Raw genomic sequence first — 20060 nt, forward strand, 5'->3', positions numbered from 1 at the left:
GTCATCGGCTGGGGCTGTCGGCACGCCGTCAGACAACTCGCACGGTCGGTCACGACGCACGCAACTTTCGATGAGGCGCTGGACCGCGGCGAGATGTGGTTTATGGAGTCTGTGGGCCAACTGGTGTCAGCGAGGGTGCGTCGTGCGGCCGGACGAACCCGACGAAGTGTCGGGCGCGGGTGATCGCCACACGTAAGACGCGGCGGTCGGCATCTTGATCGTTCGGATCTTCGCTCAATAGCGTGCCCTGGTGGCGACCTTCGGCGATAAGGACGGCGTCGAACTCCTTGCCTTTCGCCTTGTGTATGGTCATCACGCTTACCAGAGGTAGCTCCACTCGAGCTGCGTTTACGACCTCGTCTGCAAGGGCGACACGTACGACGTCTGCGGCGTTGCGGTAGCTGGTGGCGCCGTCCCATGCGTCCAACAATGCCCAGGCGAGGGTGTCGGTCGCGTGTAGGAGTCGGAGCAGCCGGGCTTGCTTGAAGATCTCATCGAGCTCTACTGACCCGGCAAGTCGATTTCGCGTTATCCGCCAGTCGTGGACTGGTTGTCCGGTAAGTTCCGTGGAGCTGTCGAAGATCGCCAGCAACACTTTTGCCGCCTTCGCTGTTGGTGTCCTGCCCTCGCCGACGGCGGTGACGGCACGATCCAGCTTGTTGATCGTGCCGCGCGCTCCTGCGGTGCCGCGCCCCAGTTTCAGTCGGTAGAAGTCCGCGATGTGAATCAGCGTGTGGGCAACTGCCTCGTGTCGGATCATGGCGGGCCACTCGAGCAGACTGGCAACCACTAGACCGGCCGCCGCTGACAGTTCAGGCTCCCAATGCAGCACATGATCGACGGCGGCCAACGAGGCGCCATTCGATCCCGCTTGTTCTTGTCCGAGCGTTTCGGAGATACGTACAGCGAGCGCGTTTGTGCGGGTGAGAACAGCGATAGTCGGGGTACGCCCGAGTTGCTCGGAGAGGAGATGCCGCACCCACAGCACGGCCTGGTGTGTCTTTGCCTCCATAGCTTCTTGCCAGCCGTAGACGCCGGAGCGAACTTCTGTCGGTGGGCTCGTCGGCCTGTTGTTGAGGACAGCGTTTGCGTAGTCCAGGATCCCGCTGCCCGGGCTGCGGTGATTGTCCGTCGAGAGGTCAAACTTCTGTGGCTGTAGGAATAGCTCGGCCTCGAGCAAACGGTGCGCGTCGACAGTGTCCATGTAGTCGAAGATCCGTTGATCAGGGTCTGCAAGGCACACGATGGTGCTGGCCTCAGCTAGAGCCTTGACGACCCGCCACTGGTCGCGATCGGTGTCCTGGAACTCGTCGACAATAATGAGCGGGTAGATATCGCTGTAGAGCAAACGCAGGCTTCTGGAGCGTTCGAGAAGGTTCGCCGCCGTGGGAGCCAGCGTGTCGAACACGAACAAAGACTCTTCACGAGCAAGCCGTCCGATCTCAGTGGCCCAGTCGCCCTCGTGATCGGCCTGGCGTTGGGCTTCGCGCTCCGGTGTGATGAACCTGGCGGGGTTCCCAGTGAGCAGACGGCCATGGCTCCGCACGAGATCGAGGAAGAACGCGTGGAACGTCCGAACCTCGATTCTGTCGCGATCGCCTCGCGTCAAGACGCCTTGTGTGCGGTCGAGGACTTGTCTGACCGCCGCTCGTGAGAAGCTGAGAAACAGGATGCGCTGGTCCGATTCCAACGCTGGAATGGTCACGCGCGCCTTGAGTAGTGCGATCGTGGTTTTGCCACACCCCGGGCCACCTTCGATGAGGAGGTGTCCTGAGGCGGTTAGAATCGCTTGTCGCTGGTCGTCCAAGTGCAATTCAACGGCTGCTGCGGTCATCTGGGGTCGGAGCCCGTCGCCGATTCGGCTGCCTCAGCTTCAGACGAACTCGCGGGTGAAGAGTCGGGATCGGAAGCTTCGGCCGTTGTGCTGGTCGTGTCGGCTGAAGGAGAGAGGCTGCGGTCGACGCGTTTCAAGAACGATACGAGCGTGTCAGGAAGCTCAGAGACGTTGTGCGCCTCACGAACTAGTGCCGCAGCGTAGGTTCCTTTTCGCGCCTTCAGCACCTTCTTCAGCAGTCGGTCGACATCCTCATCCGTGTCGCTCAGGGCGACCACGCCGCACTGGGTTGGGTAGTCGTCGATGTTTGCGGACTTCTCTAGGAAGCGTCTTTTCGGTGCGGGTGGCATCTCGGCGATCAGCAGGTCCTCGATTCCGCTGTACGAGATCTGCTCGTACAACATGAAGTCCTGTGCTTTCGCCTGGAGCTCCTCGTTGAAAGGTTCCTGGGGTTTGTCGTGGATGCCGTACACCGGCTTTCCGAGGCTCTTGAACAGTGGAGCGTAGAGAGGGACGGAAGTGTCGCCACCGGCATCGAAGACTGACACACCCGCCAGGTCGAGATGGGTGTACGCGACCGTGTGATCTCCCTCCAACACATCCGCCACTATCGGGATCAGCGATGACTCAGTGGCCCCCTCCACGACCAACACCGCCCGCGCCAGCACGGCTTCGGCGAACTGACGGCGATTCTCCCGATAGCGCTTCATCTTGAAACCTGCTGGCAAGGTAATCGGCCCACCGCTGAGTCGGCCGTCCCGGTCGCGGGTGAGGACCAGCAGCCGTTCAGGAGCAAATCGCTCGATGACGTACGGCGAATGTGAAGTGACGATCACCTGTCCCATTCGCTGGGTGGCAAAGTCAACGAGGCGTCGCTGCGCGTGTGGTGGGATGGCGATCTCCGGTTCCTCCATCGCGAATATGACGGAATCGTCACCCTTCAGTTCGGCGATGTAGGTCAGCAACGCGAAGACCATGAGATTGAGCGATCCAGTGCTAAGTCGACTGAACGGGACGGGGAACGCACCCGGCGTAGTTGCGACGAAGACTCGCAGGGTCTCCCGGATGTTCTCCCGGGTGAGTTCAGATGCGTGCACCCGGACGTCGTCGTCGGCACCACTCAAAGACAGGAAGCGCTCGATGCGCTCTTCCAGACCTTCCAAGATGCTTGTGAATGCGGATCCGTCGGCGAGGTCCACTTCCTTCAAATCGGTGCGGGCCTTCTCCCATAGTGCATCCTTTGTCTCTGCCTCCAGACGGATGATGGTGTCGAGAAGCGACCCTCGCTGAAAGCTCAAGGCGCGCGACCCGGTCCTGTTCGGACGCAGGTACAGGAATCCGCAGTGGCGCTTGTCGTCTCGGGTGAAGACGCGACGCCCGTGACCGAGCTGTGTGGACTCTTCGGCCAGGTCGTCGACCACAGGCTCCGGGTGCGCGAAAAATGTTCCGCCTTCGAAGTCATCTTCGGCCGGGTTGAACCTGCCGCAGAACATCAGCGGCAGGCACCACTCATGTCCGTCTGCTTGCTCGATGGCGTCGGCCATGGTGTCGGCGAAGTCGTCGAGCTCAGCGTTCCACTTCCGAAGGTGGCCGCCGAATCGGCGTTCCGCTTGCGCCGACAGGCCTACGAGAACGACCTCGATGCAGATCTCTGGTTGTTCACCGTCAGTGGGCAGGTATGCCGCTGAATGGAAGTCATACTCATCGATGACGGGGCGCCTGGACATTCGCTCGGGGCCGAGTACGAGGTCGAGTGCCTCGCAGATCGTCGACTTGCCAACGCTGTTGCTACCGACTAGCAGGGCGTGGCCGTCGAGTAGAACTTGTCCCGATCTGACACCGCGGAAGTTGCTGATCGTAATCCGACGTACCCGCACCGTGCTCGTCCCCTCCTTTGCCCACTCGGCCAAAGTTACGTTCTCGCCGCGTAAGACCTGACCACAAGGTCATTAACGGTAGCCGACGATCGGAGTTACCGACGAGGAAGCCGATCACATCGACGTCCTCTTCGAGTCCGAGATCTGTGCGTAGTTGGAGGGCCACCGGTGACCGTACTCGGTGGACGACACCGCCTATGACCGCGAGCGGCCGCTCTTCCTCAAGGACCTGTTCGCCTGGGTGGAGCAGACGGGGTACGAGGAAGCCTTGAATGCCGCGGGGGCGGAGGCGAAGTTCCTCGTCGTGCTGACCCTCGGCACTTGACAAGCCCTTCGAACACGGTGATGGGACGCCGAACATCCTGCAAACGGGGGGCAGTACATCGGCGGTGGCCGGTTGAAGATGGCCCAGTTCCGCCCCGAAACCTGCCTGAACGTCGCCACCAATGAGCAGCGACGTCCTTGCCCTCGCCGAGCAGCCGATCGGCCTCGGTCAACTTGCGCACGACCTGCTCAGGGGTGTGCCTCTTCCTCGTGGTCATCGCCATCGAGCCTTCCCGCCCACAACGTGGGCCCGCAAGACCCACACAGCCGATGGACCGACCTCACGGGGTCAGGTCACAGCGACTCGTCGCCTAAACTGCTGGCCTGCTACACGAACGTTACGGCGCGCGAGTTCACTGCCGAAGATGTGGAGGCCCTGCGGGTCTCAGGTACAGGTGAATCCGATTCCTTGGTCGATGCACCACTGAAGAACCTTGCCTCCAAGAGTGTCAGGAGCCGTCATCAACTCGCGACGGAGATCCTCGGTATCCACCGGCGGCGTACTGTCGAGGTCGTTGACGAAAGCGTCGACGACAGCGGGCCATTGCGGCATCCCCCAGTCAGTGGCACTGACCCTGAGGGACGCCAGTGCGGCGTTCATACCGATCAAGTAGTCGCGTCCGTGCTGGCCCTCGATCTGCGAACAGGTGTCGAACACGCTGGTGACGGTGTGGGTCCAAGGCTCGTGGAGGGTGCCGAGGAGGTCGGCGGCCGTGCGGCCAGCGATCACTCTGTCTGCGCGAATCAATTCCGATGCCAGCTCTGGCCACTCGCTCCCGGGCATGCGCAGATGATCACGCACGATCCGGAACATCACGACGTTCGCGGCGAACATCTCGCCGTCGCTGATCCGGTTGAGTCCGTCACCGGCGTGAGCGAGCTCGACCTCGGAGTTGCGCCACGCCCGTTGAGCGATCGCTGCTGCGGCAAATAGCACCGGATCTGCCTCGTCACCAACGGTGCTCCGGAATGCCGACCGCAGGGCTTCGATGTCGACGTTCTCCACAGTGGGCTCCCCTCACGCATCCCTGGTTCGCCCGCCACAGGCGAAGCGGCACGCAACCCGTGCCGCTGATCGTAGGGCCTCCGGTGGATGGCCGCGAGCGTCGAAAGCCTGGTCTACTCCAGGCATTAAGTACAGCGTCGAGTTCGGTTACTTGCATGGAGCCGGGTTCGCGACGGTCATCGGCTGCCGTCGCGAAGTGTGGGGTAGTTGGACCGCGTTGTGTGAGCCTGTCGGCGAGAATGTTCGCGTAGTTGCCCGCGCTCGGTGCGTGGGTGGCCGACAATTGTCGGTATGGCTGGCGAGGAACAGGTCGATCCCGCCGACTCGACGGCATCGGGATTGGAAGTATCGCCGAGTCAGGGGTTTGCTGGTACCGCAAGAGCGGAAGGCCAGGATGTTAGTCGTGGTCGTCTGGGCGAGCTACCTGGTGCGCGCGGTGGCATCTCGGCGTCGTTCGAGATTCGCTATGTCGACGGTGCGGAAGGAGAGCGCCTCGCCGCGGTGCAGGCCAAGGCGATTGCCGAGCTGTTGGTCTGGCTCCGCGATCATGGAGACGGTGGCGGTGTGAGCTGAATCGGGGCGGTGCTGGCCAGGCAGGCGATCTGGTTGATCGGCGTGTCTGGCAGTTTGGTCAGTGTGGTGCGCGTGCCTAGGGCGCGAACCTGCGACGCGTGACCTCGGGTTTCTTGCGAGGTCCGGTGACCTGAGTTCTGCATACATCGCCCTGAACTTGCGCAAATGATGCGCAGGTTGGTGCCCTCGGCGGGCACATCGAAGATGGGAACGGGACGACCTGCGTTTTCGCGCGGTCAGTTGAGGATCGAAGCCGACTACCAACTGTAGGCTGGCCCAGCGGTGATCATGGGGTATCCGAACTGCTGAGTGTTCGGTAGCAAATTGCCCGGCCGACCGCCACGGATGCCGCACGGCTGCGATGGAACGGTCGATGAGCGGCGCTCGTGAAAGGATGTGGCCATCATGGTGGCCGAGGAAGCGCTCGAACAGGCTCCCCTCCAAGCTCTTCGGCACACGGCGGAGTGTGAGCAGGCGCGCCGGCGGCCGCGACCTCGACGAAATACTCACCGCGCTCGAGCCCGCGTCGAGGCGCTTCCCGCGGGCATCGGCCGCCGTTTCACGGCACCGTACGAACGGGGTGATTCAGGCGTGCTGAACCGGGTGTGCGAGCGCCGATCCGAGGGGCAACACCGGTGAGTTCGACCGAACCATTGCCGACCTGGGCTGCGCCTTGATCGGCCGTGCGGATCGGACAAGTCTTGTTCGCTCCAAAAGGCAAGCGCTCTAGGCACCTCCTTCTGCTCCTTGCAACCGCAGGTGTGCGCGGACCTCGTCAAGACCGAACGTGCCGTTGAAAGACTGCAGGGCCTCCGGGCCGCCGAGTTCGCCGAGCTGGATCCGGCTGTCGGCGCCCACGAGAGTTCAGGAGGACATCGTCGGCCGGAACGGTCGGCTTGCTCCCTGTCGCTGGGTAGTCGGCTGACTGAACGCGGCCGCCATGTGCCCCACACTGGACTACGGCGGTCGTCCTGCACCGGTCGTGCGTTCGATTCCGCTGCGGTGCGGTGCGAACGTTCGGACTCAGTATCGGATGACCGAGCGGATGCCGATGCCGCGCTTCATCTCGTCGATTGCTTCGTTGATGTCTTGTGGGTCGATGACGCGTGTCACCAGCGAGTCGAGGTCGGTGCGGTTGTGCAGGTACTGCTCGACGAGCTGGGGAAAGTCGGCGGTGGGTGTGCTCGAACCGATGAGCGATAGCTTCGGATCGGACATGACGAACGGATCGATCGTGATCTTCAGTCCGTCGGCCACTTGACCTGCGACAACGGCTGTGCCGCCGCGGGCCAGCGCCGCATAGGCGGATTCGATGGTCTTCGGGAGGCCGATGGCCTCGATGGCGACCTCGACACCGCGGCCGTCGATGAGTTGCGCGACCCGTTCGGCCAGATCCTCTCGGGCGCTGTTGACCAGCGCGGTAGCTCCGAAAGTGCGTGTGTTGTCGAGTTTTCGTGGGAGATATCGGCAGCGATATCTGTCGCGCGCCGACCAGGCGAGCACCTTGTATCGCGTTCAGCCCGCCACCTCCGCAGCCAATGACGAGGACGTTGTCGCTCGGACGCACGTGCGCGGTGTTGACCACCGCACCGATACCGGTCGTGACGGCGCATCCGACCAGCGCGGACTGCTCGAAGGGAGCTTCGTCACGGATGGGTATTGCGCCGGACTCGGGCGCCAGTGTTTATCGACCGAACGTTCCGAGGCCGGCGAAGCTGTAGATGTCCTAGGCTTCTACCGTAGTGATGCGTGACCGCCCGTCGAATGAGAGGTGGTTCGAGGAGTGCTGGTGCACCATGTCGCACAGGACGGGTCTGCTGCTGATGCAGTACCGGCACCGGCGAGAGGACGGAGTCCAGGACAGTACGACGTGATCGCCTTTGGTCAGTGTCGTCACTCCGTCTCCGACACTTTCCACTATCCCGGCACGTTCATGACCCAGGATCATGAGAGAAGGGATTTCCCATTCGCCGATCAGCGCGTGAAGGTCGCTGTGGCACAGTCCACTTGCTTCGATCCGGACGAGTACCTCGCTGGGTGGAGGATCCGAGGCCAGTGTGACTTCTCGATCGTCAGTGGGGCGTTCGGTGTTCTGAAGACGGCGGCGTCGAATTCGATGGTCAGACCGGAATGCCTTTGACGTTGGGTGTCGGCCACCAGGACGGGAATGTGGGTCGGGCGCGTCTGAGCCGGTTCACTCGTGGGCCGCTCCGCAGTGGGCGTGGGCGTCTGGGCAGAGCTGAGGGCCAGGCAGTCAGGTCAGTTCTGGGCGGTGCGGATCAACTTCTTGTTGGCGAATTCGTAAATGCCGGCCCGGCCGAGTTGACGTCCGAAGCCGGATCGCTTGACGCCGCCGAAGGGCAGCTCCGCGCCTTCGAGGCCTGGTGAAGACCATTCCCACTTCGAGCTTCTCGTGGCACTGCCGGTGCCCTCACGGCCGTCTCGGGCAGTTCATGTCACATGATGTGACACGATGCTTAACCAGAGCATCAACTCTCGTAACGGCGGTTCGTCCTACGGCGCTTAATCAGGATGGTGGTGTTTTCGAGGGCCGGTGAGGGGCTGCTCGGTTGTCGGACTGCGCTACTACTCTCTGTTGAGTCTCGGCGTCGGAACAAGAATATGGGGGTTGGGGACACGGTGGATGTCTTCGCGGTGCGTGATCGGCTGATTGATGATTACCGCAGGTACGTCGATGGTTTCCTGCGGGTACGCGATGACCGGATCCGCAGCCTGGTGGACCGCGAGCTAGACGCCGGGTTGCTGTGGCCGGAGCCGTGGCTTTCTCTCAATCCCGCGTTCGCCGGTGGGGGCGATATCCGGCAGCTGGTCACGGAAGAGGTGCTGCATTCCGCGTGCGCCGAGATCTTCCAGGTGGGTGGGCGCACGCTGCAGTTGCATCAGCATCAGCGAGACGCGGTTGCGGCCGCACAGGCTGGTGCGAGTTACGTCGTGACGACGGGTACCGGTTCGGGCAAGAGCTTGTCGTATCTCGTGCCCATTGTTGATCACGTGCTGCGTGAAGGTAGTGGTCGTGGTGTTCGTGCCATCGTGGTGTATCCGATGAATGCGCTGGCCAACAGCCAGGAGCTGGAGCTTGCGAAGTTCTTGGGTGATACGGATCGGCGAGTGACCTTCGCCCGCTACACGGGACAGGAAAGCGACGAGCAGCGTGAGCAGATCTTGCAGCACCCACCAGATGTGCTGCTGACAAACTATGTGATGCTCGATCTGTTGTTAACTCGCCCTGATGAGCGGCGTCGGCTTATTGATCAGGCTGGTGAGCTGCGGTTCCTCGTGCTGGACGAGCTGCACACCTACCGCGGACGCCAGGGCGCTGACGTCGCGATGCTGGTTAGGCGTGTGCGTGATGCGTGTGGTAGTCCTTCGGTTCAGTACGTAGGTACTTCTGCGACATTGGCCGGACCGGGCACGTTGGAGCAGCAGCGTGCGGCGATCGCCGAGGTAGCCGAGCGGTTGTTCGGTACGCGGGTGGAACCGCAGCACGTGATCGGTGAGACGTTGCGTCGAGCCACTCGCAGCGCTCCCGACCCGGACGACGAGGTTTTGCGGGCCGCTGTTCAGAGCGTCGGGGCAGTCGAGGATCTTCGGGATGATCCTCTGGCCGCGTGGGTGGAGTCGACTTTTGGCGTAGCGACAGTCGGCGGGCGGCTCGTTCGTCAACCGCCTGCCAAGCTGTCCGACGCGGCGACGGATCTAGCACGTCGTACCGGGCTGAACGAGGCTACCTGCACCGGTGCGCTTCGACAGGTGCTGCTGGCTGGTGCGGACCAGCTCGATGACTTCGGTCGTTCGCTTTTCGCGTTCCGACTGCACCAGTTCATCGGTAAGGGTGACACCGTCTATTGCTCGATCGAGTCGGAAGCCGACCGGTATCTGACGACCCGGTATCAACTGGCAGTGCCAGGTCGTCCGGACGCAGTTCTCGCACCGCTAGCGTTTTGCCGTGAATGCGGTCAGGAGTACCTGTCAGTCATTCGAACGTCGGACGGCTTCCGTCCGAGGTTGCCCGACGATGCTGCTGGTGATCCTCGAAGCGGTTACCTGTACGTCGACTCGATAACCCCGTGGCCTGCGGACCCGATCGACGTGATGGACAGACTCCCTGCGGGTTGGCTGGTCGGTCGCGCTGGGGCGGAGCAGGTCGATCCGCCCAAGACTGATCACCTGCCTGTCCGCGTCGTAGTGCAGCCAGACGGTCACGAGGAAGTGTACGGGCGAGGCGGTGTCCCAGCAGCGTTCGTGTCCGCCCCTTTCCGGTTCTGCCTGCGGTGCCGCGTGTCGTATGAGTCGGCGCGTCAGCAGGACTTCGCGAAGTTGTCCAGTCTCGGCTCGGAGGGCCGAAGCTCGGCGACGACGGTGTTGGCTTCCAGCTTGGTGCGTGCCCTGCGCGGCGAGAATTTGCATGACGACGCCCGGAAAGTGCTGTCGTTCACCGACAATCGGCAGGACGCCTCACTGCAAGCAGGCCATTTCAACGACTTCGTTCAGGTCGGCCTGCTGCGTAGCGCCTTGCACCGGGCGGTTACGGAGGCCGGTCCGGACGGGTTGCGGCACGACACGATGGCCAGTGCCGTCGTCCAAGCGCTCGGGCTGCCGCGTGAGGAGTACGCGCTTCAACCAGATGTTCGCGGTCTCGCCCGACAAGAGGCCGAACGGGCACTTCGGGAAGCGGTGGCCTACCGGCTCTACCAGGATCTACAGCGAGGCTGGCGGATCACGATGCCGAACCTGGAACAGTCCGCTTTGCTCAGAATCGACTACGTCGCGCTGGACGAGGCATGTGCCGACCACGAGATCTGGCGCGGTGGGCTCCTGGCGGACGTGTCCGCCGAGCGGCGTGAGGCCCTCGCACGGGTTCTGCTCGATGAAATGCGCCGATCGTTGGCGATCAGGGTGGCCGCGCTGACCGCCGACGGGTTCGAGGCCGTCCGCAACCTCTCCGACCAGCATCTGCGTGATCCGTGGACGATCGTTGAGGAAGAGCGATTTATCGCTGGCCGTGTCTGGCCTCGGTCCCGGCGGCAGGACGACACCAGGGGGGATGCGTTCATTTCCGGCCTCTCGTCATACGGCCGGTACCTGCGCCGCCAGCTGCGCGGGGATGGGCCGCGGATCACCGCATCCGACACCGAACTGACCATCGCTGGCATGCTGGACGCACTTGCGCTCTACGGGTTGGTGACTGTGGTAGAGGAAGACCGAGGCGAGCGGGCGTACCAGCTCAACGCGGCCGCATTGCGTTGGTTGGCTGGCGATGGCGTCACACGGACACCGGATCCACTACGCAATGCGCCGGGTGAGACTGGCGCAGCCCCGAACCCGTACTTCGTCGACTTCTACCGCACCCTCGCAGCCGGGCTGACCGGGTTGCGGTCGGCAGAACACACCGCACAGGTCCCGGCGCCGATCCGAGAGGAGCGGGAAGAAGCGTTCCGTCACGCCGGTCTGCAAGCCCTGTTCTGCTCTCCCACGATGGAGCTGGGCGTCGACATCGCGACCCTCAACGCTGTTGTGCTGCGCAACGTCCCGCCGACCCCGGCCAACTACGCCCAGCGCTCTGGGCGTGCCGGGCGTGCCGGGCAACCCGCGATCGTGGTCACCTACTGCACCACCGGTAGCGCGCACGACCAGTACTACTTCCACCGCTCCGCGCGGATGGTGGCTGGTGCCGTCGCTCCGCCTCGCCTTGATCTGGCCAACGCCGACCTCGTGCGGTCCCACATCCACGCCATCTGGCTGGCCGAGACGCGCCAACCACTGGGAAAGTCGCTGGTCGAGCTGCTGGATGTCAGTGGTGACGACCCGAGCCTAGAGCTCGATCCCACTGTGAGGCATGCCCTGTCCGACCCAGTGGCGGCGGAAGCGGCGCTGCATCGCGCTCGCCAGGTGCTGGGTACCGTCGTGGAGATCGATGACGCGCCGTGGTTCGACGAGGACTGGGTCCGACGCACCGTCGAGGACGCGGTCGGAGAGTTCGACCGCGCTTGCGACCGCTGGCGCGAGGCGTTCCGGGCGGCACGCTCCGAGATGGCAGCGGCTAACCGGGTCCTCACGGACGCAGCCGCTTCGGCGGACGCCGTCAACCGTGCCAGGGCGCAATATCTGGAAGCCGCGACGAAGCTGAACCTGTTGCGCAACGAATCGGACGAGTTGGGTTACAGCGACTTCTACAGCTACCGCTATTTCGCCACCGAAGGGTTCCTGCCCGGCTACTCGTTCCCGCGACTGCCGGTGTCCGCATTCATCCCGGCTCGTGCCGGGGGCCGCCGCCGCGACGGCGACTACCTGTCCCGTCCGCGGTTCTTGGCGATCAGCGAGTTTGGGCCCGGTGCCTTCGTCTACCACGAGGGTGCTCGCTACGAGGTCGTGAAGGTGTCAGTGCCGTCTCGGGGCGAGGCCGACGGCCGACTCGCGCTGGAAAGAGCCAAACGTTGCGAGAGCTGCGGCGCGCTGTGGAGCGACTCCGATGACCACTGCGACATCTGTCATGTCGATCTTGGAGCGTCCGTCCCGAACCTGCTCCGGATGACGACCGCGACTACGCGCCGCCGCGAGCGGATCTCCTCCGATGAGGAGGAACGCCGCCGCCAGGGCTTCGACCTGGTCACGGCAGTGGGATTGCCAACCAGCGGCCCCGATGCCCGACGCGAGGCGCGAGTCGTCGCCGCTGATGGGCGCGAACTCGCGCGGCTGACCTACGCCGACACCGCGACAATCCGCCGGATGAACATCGGCCTGCGGCGGCGCGCACCCGGCACGCCCGACGGCTACTTCATCAACCCCACCAGCGGACGGTGGGAGCCACGCCCTCAACGCAACCGCCAAGGCCGCGCCGCAGCAGCGGCCGGTGCGCCGCCTGAACTGGTGATCCCTTTCGTCGAAGACCGCCGTAACACCCTTGTCGTGCACTGGTCGGATCAGGTGTCCCCGGAGCGGCTGGCAACGCTGCAATGGGCACTGAAAAGGGGCATTCAGGCCGCGTTCGATCTCGAAGACAACGAACTTGCTGCCGAAGCACTGCCGAACACCCGAGAACGCCGCCGGATCCTGCTGTACGAATCCGCCGAAGGCGGTGCCGGCGTGCTGCGCAACCTCGTCGCTGGCGAGCACTACGACCTTGGCCTGGTCGCCCGTGAAGCGCTCGACATCTTGCACTTCGACCCAGACGGTCATGACCGGGGCTCCGCCCAGCCCGGTACCGAACGCTGCGAACGTGCCTGCTACGACTGTCTGTTGTCCTACGGCAACCAGCCCGACCACCTCTTACTGGACCGCCACTCGATCATCACAATGCTGCGAGACCTCGCCGACGCCACTACTGTCCCGGCACCACCTGCGCCGGGCGCTGTCTCGCCGTTGACAGACACACCCTCCAACGGGGGCGCGAGCGAACACCCGTTCATCGACCTGCTGCGCGCCTCGGGTGCACGGCTCCCGGACGCCGTCAACGTGTTCGTCGAGGAAGCACAAGCGCGGCCGCACTTTGTGTACGACCTGACCGTCGGGCGGTACGCGATATTCATCGACGATGGCAATAATGACCCTCTCACCGACGAGGACGCCGAAGAACGGCTTCTGGCCCGGCCCCGGTGGCACGTGCTTCGGCTCCGCGAAGGCGAAGACTGGAGCGCGGTGATCGACCGAATGCCAACTGTTTTTGGAGGAGGACGTTCGTGAGCTGGGTAGCTGGGTCCCTGGTCCGAGCCCGTGGCCGTGACTGGGTCGTGCTGCCCGACAGCACCCACGATCTGCTTTTGCTTCGTCCACTGGGCGGCGGCGCGGAGGACATCGCCGGAGTACTCCCGGACCTCGAATCGGTCGAGTCCGCGACCTTCGCGCCCCCGGACCCCGACGATCTCGGTGACGCAGTAAGCGCGCGCCTGCTACGCAGCGCGCTGCGCTTGGGCTTCCGCTCCAGCGGCGGCCCCTTCCGCAGCCTGGCACAGATCGCTGTGAGCCCCCGTTCTTACCAGCTGGTCCCGCTGCTGATGGCGCTGCGGATGCGCACGGTCCGACTTCTGATCGCCGACGCTGTAGGCGTCGGTAAGACCGTCGAAGCTGGTCTGATCGTTGCCGAGTTGCTCGCTCAAGCCAGCGTTGGTCGATTCACCGTGATGTGCAGCCCTGCTCTGGCGCCACAGTGGCAGCGCGAGCTGGCCGATAAGTTCGGACTCGACGCTGAACTGGTCCTGCCCTCCACCGCCGGCCGACTGGAACGCGACCTGCCCGCTGGAGAGTCACTGTTCGAGCGCTACCCGTACACGGTGGTGTCCACTGACTTCATCAAGTCGTCACGGCGTGCGGACGAGTTCATCCGGGCCTGTCCCGAACTGGTGATCGTTGATGAAGCCCACACCTGTGTTGGTGCCGCCGATGGTCGCACCGCCCGTGCCAGCCAGCAGCGCTACACGCTGTTGTCGCGCCTCGCCGCCGATCCTGACCGGCACCTGTTGCTACTCACCGCAACCCCGCATAGCGGCAAGCCGGAAGCATTCCGGGCTTTACTCGGACTGCTCGACAAGTCTCTCGCGGAACTGCCCGACGACTTGTCCGGCGACGCGCGCCGGCGCGACCGCGAACATATCGCCCGGCACGTCGTACAACGCCAGCGCGGGGACATCAAGACCTACCTCGACGAAGACACCCCGTTCCCCACCCGTCTCCCGTTGGAGGCCACCTATCGACTGACCCCGGAGTACCGCAAGCTGTTCGACCAGGTCCTGCGCTACGCCCGCGAGAGCGTGCGCGGCTCGGCTGGAGGCCCGGTGCACCAGCGGGTGCGGTGGTGGTCGATCCTCGCGCTGCTGCGGGCGATGGCCTCCTCCCCGGCCGCGGCCGCCGCGACCCTACGCAACCGCAGCGGCGAGGACGACGTGACCACCGTCGAGGAAGCCGACCTCCGCGGCCAAGCCGGTGTCCTAGACCTCCCCGACGAGGACGAAGCCATCGACGGCCGCGACACCATCGCTGGAGCACTACCGGCGGAAGACACCCCGCGGGCTCGTCTACTGCGGCTGGCCAAGGACGCTGATCGACTGCGCGGCGCCAAGGACGCAAAGCTCCAGCAGGGAATCGGGCTCGTCCGCGACCAGGTGGAAGCGGGCGACGCCATCGTAGTGTTCTGCCGCTACATCGCCACCGCCGAATACGTGGGAACCGCCCTGCGCCAAGCTCTGCCGAACGTCGAGGTCGCCTGGGTCACTGGCGCCCAACCACCGGAGGAACGCGAACGGCGCGTCGCCGAACTGGGCAAAGCCGAGCGCCGCGTCCTAGTAGCCACCGACTGCCTGTCCGAGGGAGTTAATCTACAGGACCACTTCACCGCAGTCCTGCACTACGACCTGTCGTGGAACCCCACCCGCCAAGAGCAACGCGAAGGTCGCGTCGACCGATTCGGACAACGCGTGCCCAAGGTTCACGCGATCACCTACTACGGCGAAGACAACGGCATCGACGGCCTCGTCCTGGATGTGCTGCTGCGTCGCCACCGCGTCATCCAAGCCGACACCGGGGTGGCCGTTCCTGTCCCACAAGACAGCGACGCCGTCCTGACCGCCGTGCTGGAAGGTGTATTGCGCGCTGAGACCGGCGGCCAACTCCAACTGGAAGGTGTCGAGGAAACCGCCCGTGCCAACCTGCATCAGCGGTGGGACGGTGCAGCGCAACGCGAGAAACGCTCCCGCAGCCTGTTCGCCCAGGAACAGATCAAACCCGACGAGGTCTCCCGCGAGGTCGACGCCCTGCGCGCGGCTCTCGGAGGACCGGCTGAGACCGAGACCTTCGTCGTGGACGCACTCACCTCCTTGCGAGCCACCGTGACCACCGCCCCCGACGGACACGTCGCCGCACTGGACGGACTGCCGTCCACCTTGCGGGAAGAACTCGGCGGCATCACCGATCTGCTCCTCGTACGAACCCCGCCAGCCCCCGACGGTGGCGCGGTCTTGGCCCGCACCGACCCGATCGTCGAAACGCTCGCCCGCTACATTCTCGACACTGCACTCGACCCCGAGGCTGGCACCGACCGACCGGCCCGTCGGTGCGGAGTCCTTGTCACCGACGCCGTGGACACTCGGACCAGTTTGCTTCTACTGCGCTACCGCCTGCACCTCACCCTGCCCGCCAAAACCGAACGCCGGTCGATGGTCGTGGAAGAAGCTCGGCTGCTGGCGTACCGCGGCAGCGCCACCGCGCCCGAATGGCTGCCAGACAACGAGGTCACCGCCCTATTGACGGCCCGGCCCGCCGGCAACATGCCTCGCGACCTTGCCGCCGAAGACATCCATCGAGTGCTGGCACGCCTGGACCACCTGACTCCCCACCTTGACGAGGAGGGAGACCGGTTGGCCGCCGAACTCCTCGCCAGCCACCGTCGAGTACGAGAAGCCGCCGGAAGCACCGGCGAACTCATCCGCCGAGGCCTCGCTGTGACCGCTCAACGCCCTGCCGACATCCTCGGCGTCTACCTCTACCTGCCCGCAGGAACGTGATGCGCGCCCATACCGTCAGCACCATCCGCACCGTCGGTGGCCTGCTGCCCCCAGAAACCCTCGAAGCCATCACCACCGGCGAACTCGACGGACTCAAACCCAGCAGCTACGGCCTCGCTGAATCCGAAACTGTGCGCGAAGCAGCCAACCGCTCCTGGGAGCGGCTCCGCGGCGCTTGGCTGGCCTTCCGGCGCGCGGTACCCCTCGGAGAAGACAGCGGCCACCAGATCGAAACCACCCGCTCCCAATGGCTCCGAGTCCTGTTCGACGAACTCGGCTACGGCCGCCTTCCGGCCGTCCCCGCCGGGGGCCTAACTGTCGGCGACACCACCTATCCGGTGAGTCACCTGTGGCAACGGACCCCGCTGCACCTGCTCGGAGTGGGCGTCGACCTCGACCACCGCACACCCAGCGTAGCTGGCGCAGCGCGCCAAGCACCGCACTCCATGCTCCAAGAACTCCTCAACCGCTCCCCAGACCACCTGTGGGGCATCCTCAGCAACGGCCTCGAGCTGCGCCTGCTGCGAGACTCTGCCGCCCTAGTCCGGCAGGCTTACATCCAGTTCGACCTCGCCGGAATGTTCGACGGCGAGGTGTTCGCCGACTTCACCCTGATGTGGCAGCTCTGCCACGCCAGCCGCGTTGAACCGCAACCGGACCCATCTGCCGCGCCCGCAACCTGCTGGCTGGAACGCTGGCGAGAAGACTCCACCACCCGCGGAACCCGCGCCCTCAAACGCCTGTCGGCAGGAGTCCAGCAGGCCCTCAACATCCTTGGCGCCGGATTCCTCTCCGCAACACCCGCGTTGCGAGAACAACTCCGCCAGGGCAGCCTCACCCCACGCGACTACCACCGACTCGTGCTCCGCGTGGTCTACCAACTACTCGTCCTGTTCGTCGCCGAAGACCGCAACCTCCTCCACCACGACCACGCCACCACCGAACAACGCCGCCGCTACGCCCAACACTTCTCCACCGATCGATTGCGCAGCAAAGCTCAAGGCCGCCACACCACCGACCGCCACACCGACCAATGGAGCGCACTGCGCCTCATTACCCGCGGCCTCGGCAACGAAGAAGGCCTCCCAGCACTCGGTTTGCCCGGCCTCGGTGGCATCTATGACAGCGGCTCGCTCGGCCCGCTCGAAGACGCCACCCTGACCAACCGCGACCTCCTCGCCGCCATCCGGGCCCTGTCGGTCACACGTGACGAGACCGGCATGGCCCGCGCAGTGGACTACCGAAACCTTGGTGCCGAAGAACTCGGTAGCGTCTACGAATCACTGCTCGAACTTGTCCCGGACTATGACGCACAGACTGGCCGCTACACCCTCGAAGTGGCAGCAGGCAACGATCGCAAGAAGAGCGGTTCCTATTACACGCCGTCTGACCTCGTCGACGTCCTCCTCGACGAAACACTCAAGCCTGTACTCGACCAGGCTGCAGCAAGCTCCGATCCTGAAGAAGCGCTTCTCACCGTCACCGTTTGCGATCCCGCCTGCGGTTCAGGGCACTTTCTCGTCGCGGCTGGACGGCGCATAGCGCGCCGACTCGCATCGCACAGAACTGGCGAGGCCGAACCACCTGAACCAGCTCTGCGCGATGCGATGCGTGACGTCATCGGTCACTGCCTGTACGGCGTCGACCTCAATCCGCTTGCAGCCGAACTGGCCAAAGTGGCGCTCTGGCTCGAAGCACTCGAACCAGGCCGTCCCTTGTCGTTCCTCGACGCACACATCAAGGTCGGCAACGCACTGCTCGGAACCGCTGGACCAGAACTCATCGACAACGGTCTTCCGGACGCAGCCTTTACAGCTCTGACCGGCGATGACTCGAACACCGTAACGAAGCGTAGGCGGCGTAACCGCGACGAAACCGTCCACTCGGAGCAAGCGGAGCTCGACTTCGGCACACCCTCACGAGACTTCGGCAAGCCGTTTCAAGAGCTGGCCGACGCCCCCGAAAACACTCTCACGGACGTACACGCCAAGGCCGCCGCCTGGCATGCTGCAGAGAAAGATCCGGCACTGACACAGGCACGGCTCGCGGCCGACGCCTGGTGCGCTGCCTTCGTCTGGCACCACCAGCCCGACACCACTCCCGGTCTCACTGCAGGTGACATCCGCCGAATTGTCACGCAGGGGCCATCTGGAATCACGACCGAACAACTAGCCGAGGTAGGCCGACTCCGCGACGAGTACGATTTCTTTCACTGGCACCTGGAATTTCCCGAGATATTTCCCGATGGGTTTACCTGCGTTGTCGGCAACCCTCCATGGGAGCAGGTTGAGTTCCAAGACAAGGAGTTCTTTGCATCCGTAGCGCCGGAGATTGCGTCAGCCGAGACGACGGCGAAGCGTAAGGAACTCATCGCCGCATTGGAGTCGGAACGTCCAGCCTTGTGGGCGCGGTATCAAAATGCAATGCGATCTGTCGACGCAGAGAAGTGCTTCTATCAAGCGAGTGGACGTCTTCCAACATCGGCTCGCGGTCGCATGAACACCTACGCGCTGTTTGCCGAGGTTGGCATAGAGATTGTTAACAAGAGTGGTCGAGTGGGCCTCGTTCTTGAGACGGCAATCGCCACCGGTGACTCTACTTCCCTCTTCTTCAGTAAACTGGTCGAAACTAACAGCGTGGCGTGCTTCTTTGACTTTGAGAATGAAGCCAAGATCTTCCCTGGGGTTACCAACAAATTTCGATTCGCAGTACTCGTTGCAACTGGCGGAGCTCCAGTGTTGGAAGCTTCATTTGCTTTCTCGGTCAGACATGTGAGAGACCTTCCCTCCCGTCGGTTCGCACTCCATCCGTCCGAGGTGCTGCACGTGAACCCAAACAGTGGAACCTTGCCAGTTTTTCGAAGTCGCCGCGATGCGGAGATCACCATCGCTATCCATGGTCGCGTCCCTATCTTTTGGGCCCGAGGTCAAGGGGGGCGAAACCCGTGGGATGTTGATTTTGATCAAGGTCTATTTAACATGTCTTCCAAGTCAAGTCTATTCCGTGGCATGAAGACCCTTGTCCAGGACGATTGGCGACTTGAGGGCGGCAAATTCAAAAAGCGTGATGAATGCATGATGCCGCTGTTTGAGGGAAAGATGATTCATCACTTCGATCATCGGTATGCGACATATGAAGGGGCGACGCAAGCTCAGCTCAACAAGGGAACCCTTCCAAAGTTGACTAGTGAACAGCATGCGGATCCGTCCATTGTGTCGCAGCCCCGTCATTGGGTTCACGAGTCACTTGTGCGAAAAGAGCTGCACAATAGATGGGATCGCGACTGGCTACTGATTTGGCGTGACGTCGGGCCGGCGGTAAACGAGCGGTCTATGATAGCTACCGCGATTCCTACCTCTGCTGTAGGGCACACGGCTCCGCTGATCTACGTTAAGAACGATCCTGTTGCTTGCCTGCAGGCGAACTTGTCGGCACTGGTCTTAGATTACTGCGCAAGGGTGAAACTGAGCGGAAGCCACCTTACCTTCGGTTTGGTTAGGCAGTTGCCGGTTCTGCCTCCCGCGGTCTATTCGAGCACGCCGCAATGGAATAATGACGAGGGTCTGACCCTGCATGCCTGGATCACAGCACGTGTACTGGAGTTGTCGTACACGACGTGGGACATACAGCCATACGCCCGCGACCTGGGTGACGATGGCTCCCCCTTTCTATGGAACGTAGAGCGGCGCGCGCAGTTGCGGGCCGAGTTGGACGCGGCCTATCTGCACCTTTATGGGCTCGATAGGAGCGACGCTGAGCATGTCATCGACTCGTTCTTCGTGCTGCGCAAGAACGAGGAGCGGCAATACGGCGAGTTCCGTACGAAGCGACTGGTGCTGGCGGCGTACGACGCGATGGCCGAAGGCCAGTTCGTCAGCCCGCTCCATCCCCCTCCTGGGCAGGGGCATCGCCACCCGGACCGGAGGTCGTAA

At 63.6% G+C, this 20060-nt stretch carries 10 protein-coding genes and 1 pseudogene; 5 read left to right on the forward strand and 6 right to left on the reverse strand.

All coding sequences use genetic code 11. The annotated features are described in order from the left end of the window. Positions 1-100: 100 nt before the first annotated feature. Entirely contained in the window at positions 101-1834 is a 1734-nt protein-coding gene (locus tag HOV91_RS08115; RefSeq protein ID WP_246349915.1) for a UvrD-helicase domain-containing protein, read from the reverse strand. Continuing rightward, positions 1831-3744, reverse strand: a complete 1914-nt coding sequence (locus tag HOV91_RS08120) for an ATP-dependent nuclease (protein WP_217439869.1) — start codon at positions 3742-3744, stop codon at positions 1831-1833. The genes HOV91_RS08115 and HOV91_RS08120 overlap by 4 nt, the downstream gene beginning before the upstream one ends. 148 nt (positions 3745-3892) lie before the next feature. Here HOV91_RS08120 and HOV91_RS39430 point away from each other — a divergent pair, with 148 nt between their 5' ends. Then, positions 3893-4036: a hypothetical protein gene (locus HOV91_RS39430; RefSeq protein ID WP_217439874.1), complete on the forward strand. Its 144-nt coding sequence runs from the start codon at positions 3893-3895 to the stop codon at positions 4034-4036. A 384-nt stretch (positions 4037-4420) separates the two neighbouring features. Here HOV91_RS39430 and HOV91_RS08130 read toward each other — a convergent pair whose 3' ends face one another. Further along, a complete protein-coding gene (locus HOV91_RS08130; RefSeq protein ID WP_174184814.1) occupies positions 4421-5041 on the reverse strand; it encodes a hypothetical protein in 621 nt (206 codons plus the stop codon). 291 nt (positions 5042-5332) lie between these two features. Here HOV91_RS08130 and HOV91_RS08135 point away from each other — a divergent pair, with 291 nt between their 5' ends. Further along, the gene (locus HOV91_RS08135) at positions 5333-5614 is read left to right on the forward strand and encodes a hypothetical protein (RefSeq protein ID WP_174184815.1); all 282 of its coding nucleotides are present in this window, start codon (positions 5333-5335) and stop codon (positions 5612-5614) included. Between the two features lie 1023 nt (positions 5615-6637). Here HOV91_RS08135 and HOV91_RS39435 read toward each other — a convergent pair. From HOV91_RS39435 to HOV91_RS39445, 3 genes and pseudogenes are all read right to left on the reverse strand, one after another. Continuing rightward, positions 6638-7117: a zinc-binding dehydrogenase gene (locus tag HOV91_RS39435; protein ID WP_217439876.1), complete on the reverse strand. Its 480-nt coding sequence runs from the start codon at positions 7115-7117 to the stop codon at positions 6638-6640. A gap of 223 nt (positions 7118-7340) precedes the next feature. Further along, complete coding sequence (locus HOV91_RS41020) at positions 7341-7727, reverse strand: alcohol dehydrogenase catalytic domain-containing protein (RefSeq protein ID WP_369009316.1); 387 nt, start codon at positions 7725-7727, stop codon at positions 7341-7343. A 146-nt stretch (positions 7728-7873) separates the two neighbouring features. Further along, positions 7874-7996: pseudogene (locus tag HOV91_RS39445) on the reverse strand (aldehyde dehydrogenase family protein); the annotation flags it as partial. 258 nt (positions 7997-8254) lie between these two features. On the opposite strand from HOV91_RS39445, the gene HOV91_RS08145 reads away from it, so the two are divergent. The 3 genes from HOV91_RS08145 to HOV91_RS08155 are packed head-to-tail and all read left to right on the forward strand — an operon-like array spanning position 8255 to position 20060. Further along, positions 8255-13315, forward strand: coding sequence for a DEAD/DEAH box helicase (locus HOV91_RS08145; RefSeq protein WP_174184816.1), 5061 nt, complete (start codon positions 8255-8257; stop codon positions 13313-13315). Beyond that, positions 13312-16128, forward strand: coding sequence for a DUF8741 domain-containing protein (locus HOV91_RS08150; protein WP_174184817.1), 2817 nt, complete (start codon positions 13312-13314; stop codon positions 16126-16128). The genes HOV91_RS08145 and HOV91_RS08150 overlap by 4 nt, the downstream gene beginning before the upstream one ends. Beyond that, positions 16128-20060 (forward strand): Eco57I restriction-modification methylase domain-containing protein, encoded by a 3933-nt coding sequence (locus HOV91_RS08155; RefSeq protein WP_174184818.1) that lies wholly within the window; start codon positions 16128-16130, stop codon positions 20058-20060. Before HOV91_RS08150 ends, HOV91_RS08155 begins: the two co-directional genes overlap by 1 nt.

The sequence above is a fragment of the Nocardia barduliensis genome (genome assembly GCF_013315795.1).
In the GTDB taxonomy this organism is placed as follows: domain Bacteria; phylum Actinomycetota; class Actinomycetes; order Mycobacteriales; family Mycobacteriaceae; genus Nocardia; species Nocardia barduliensis.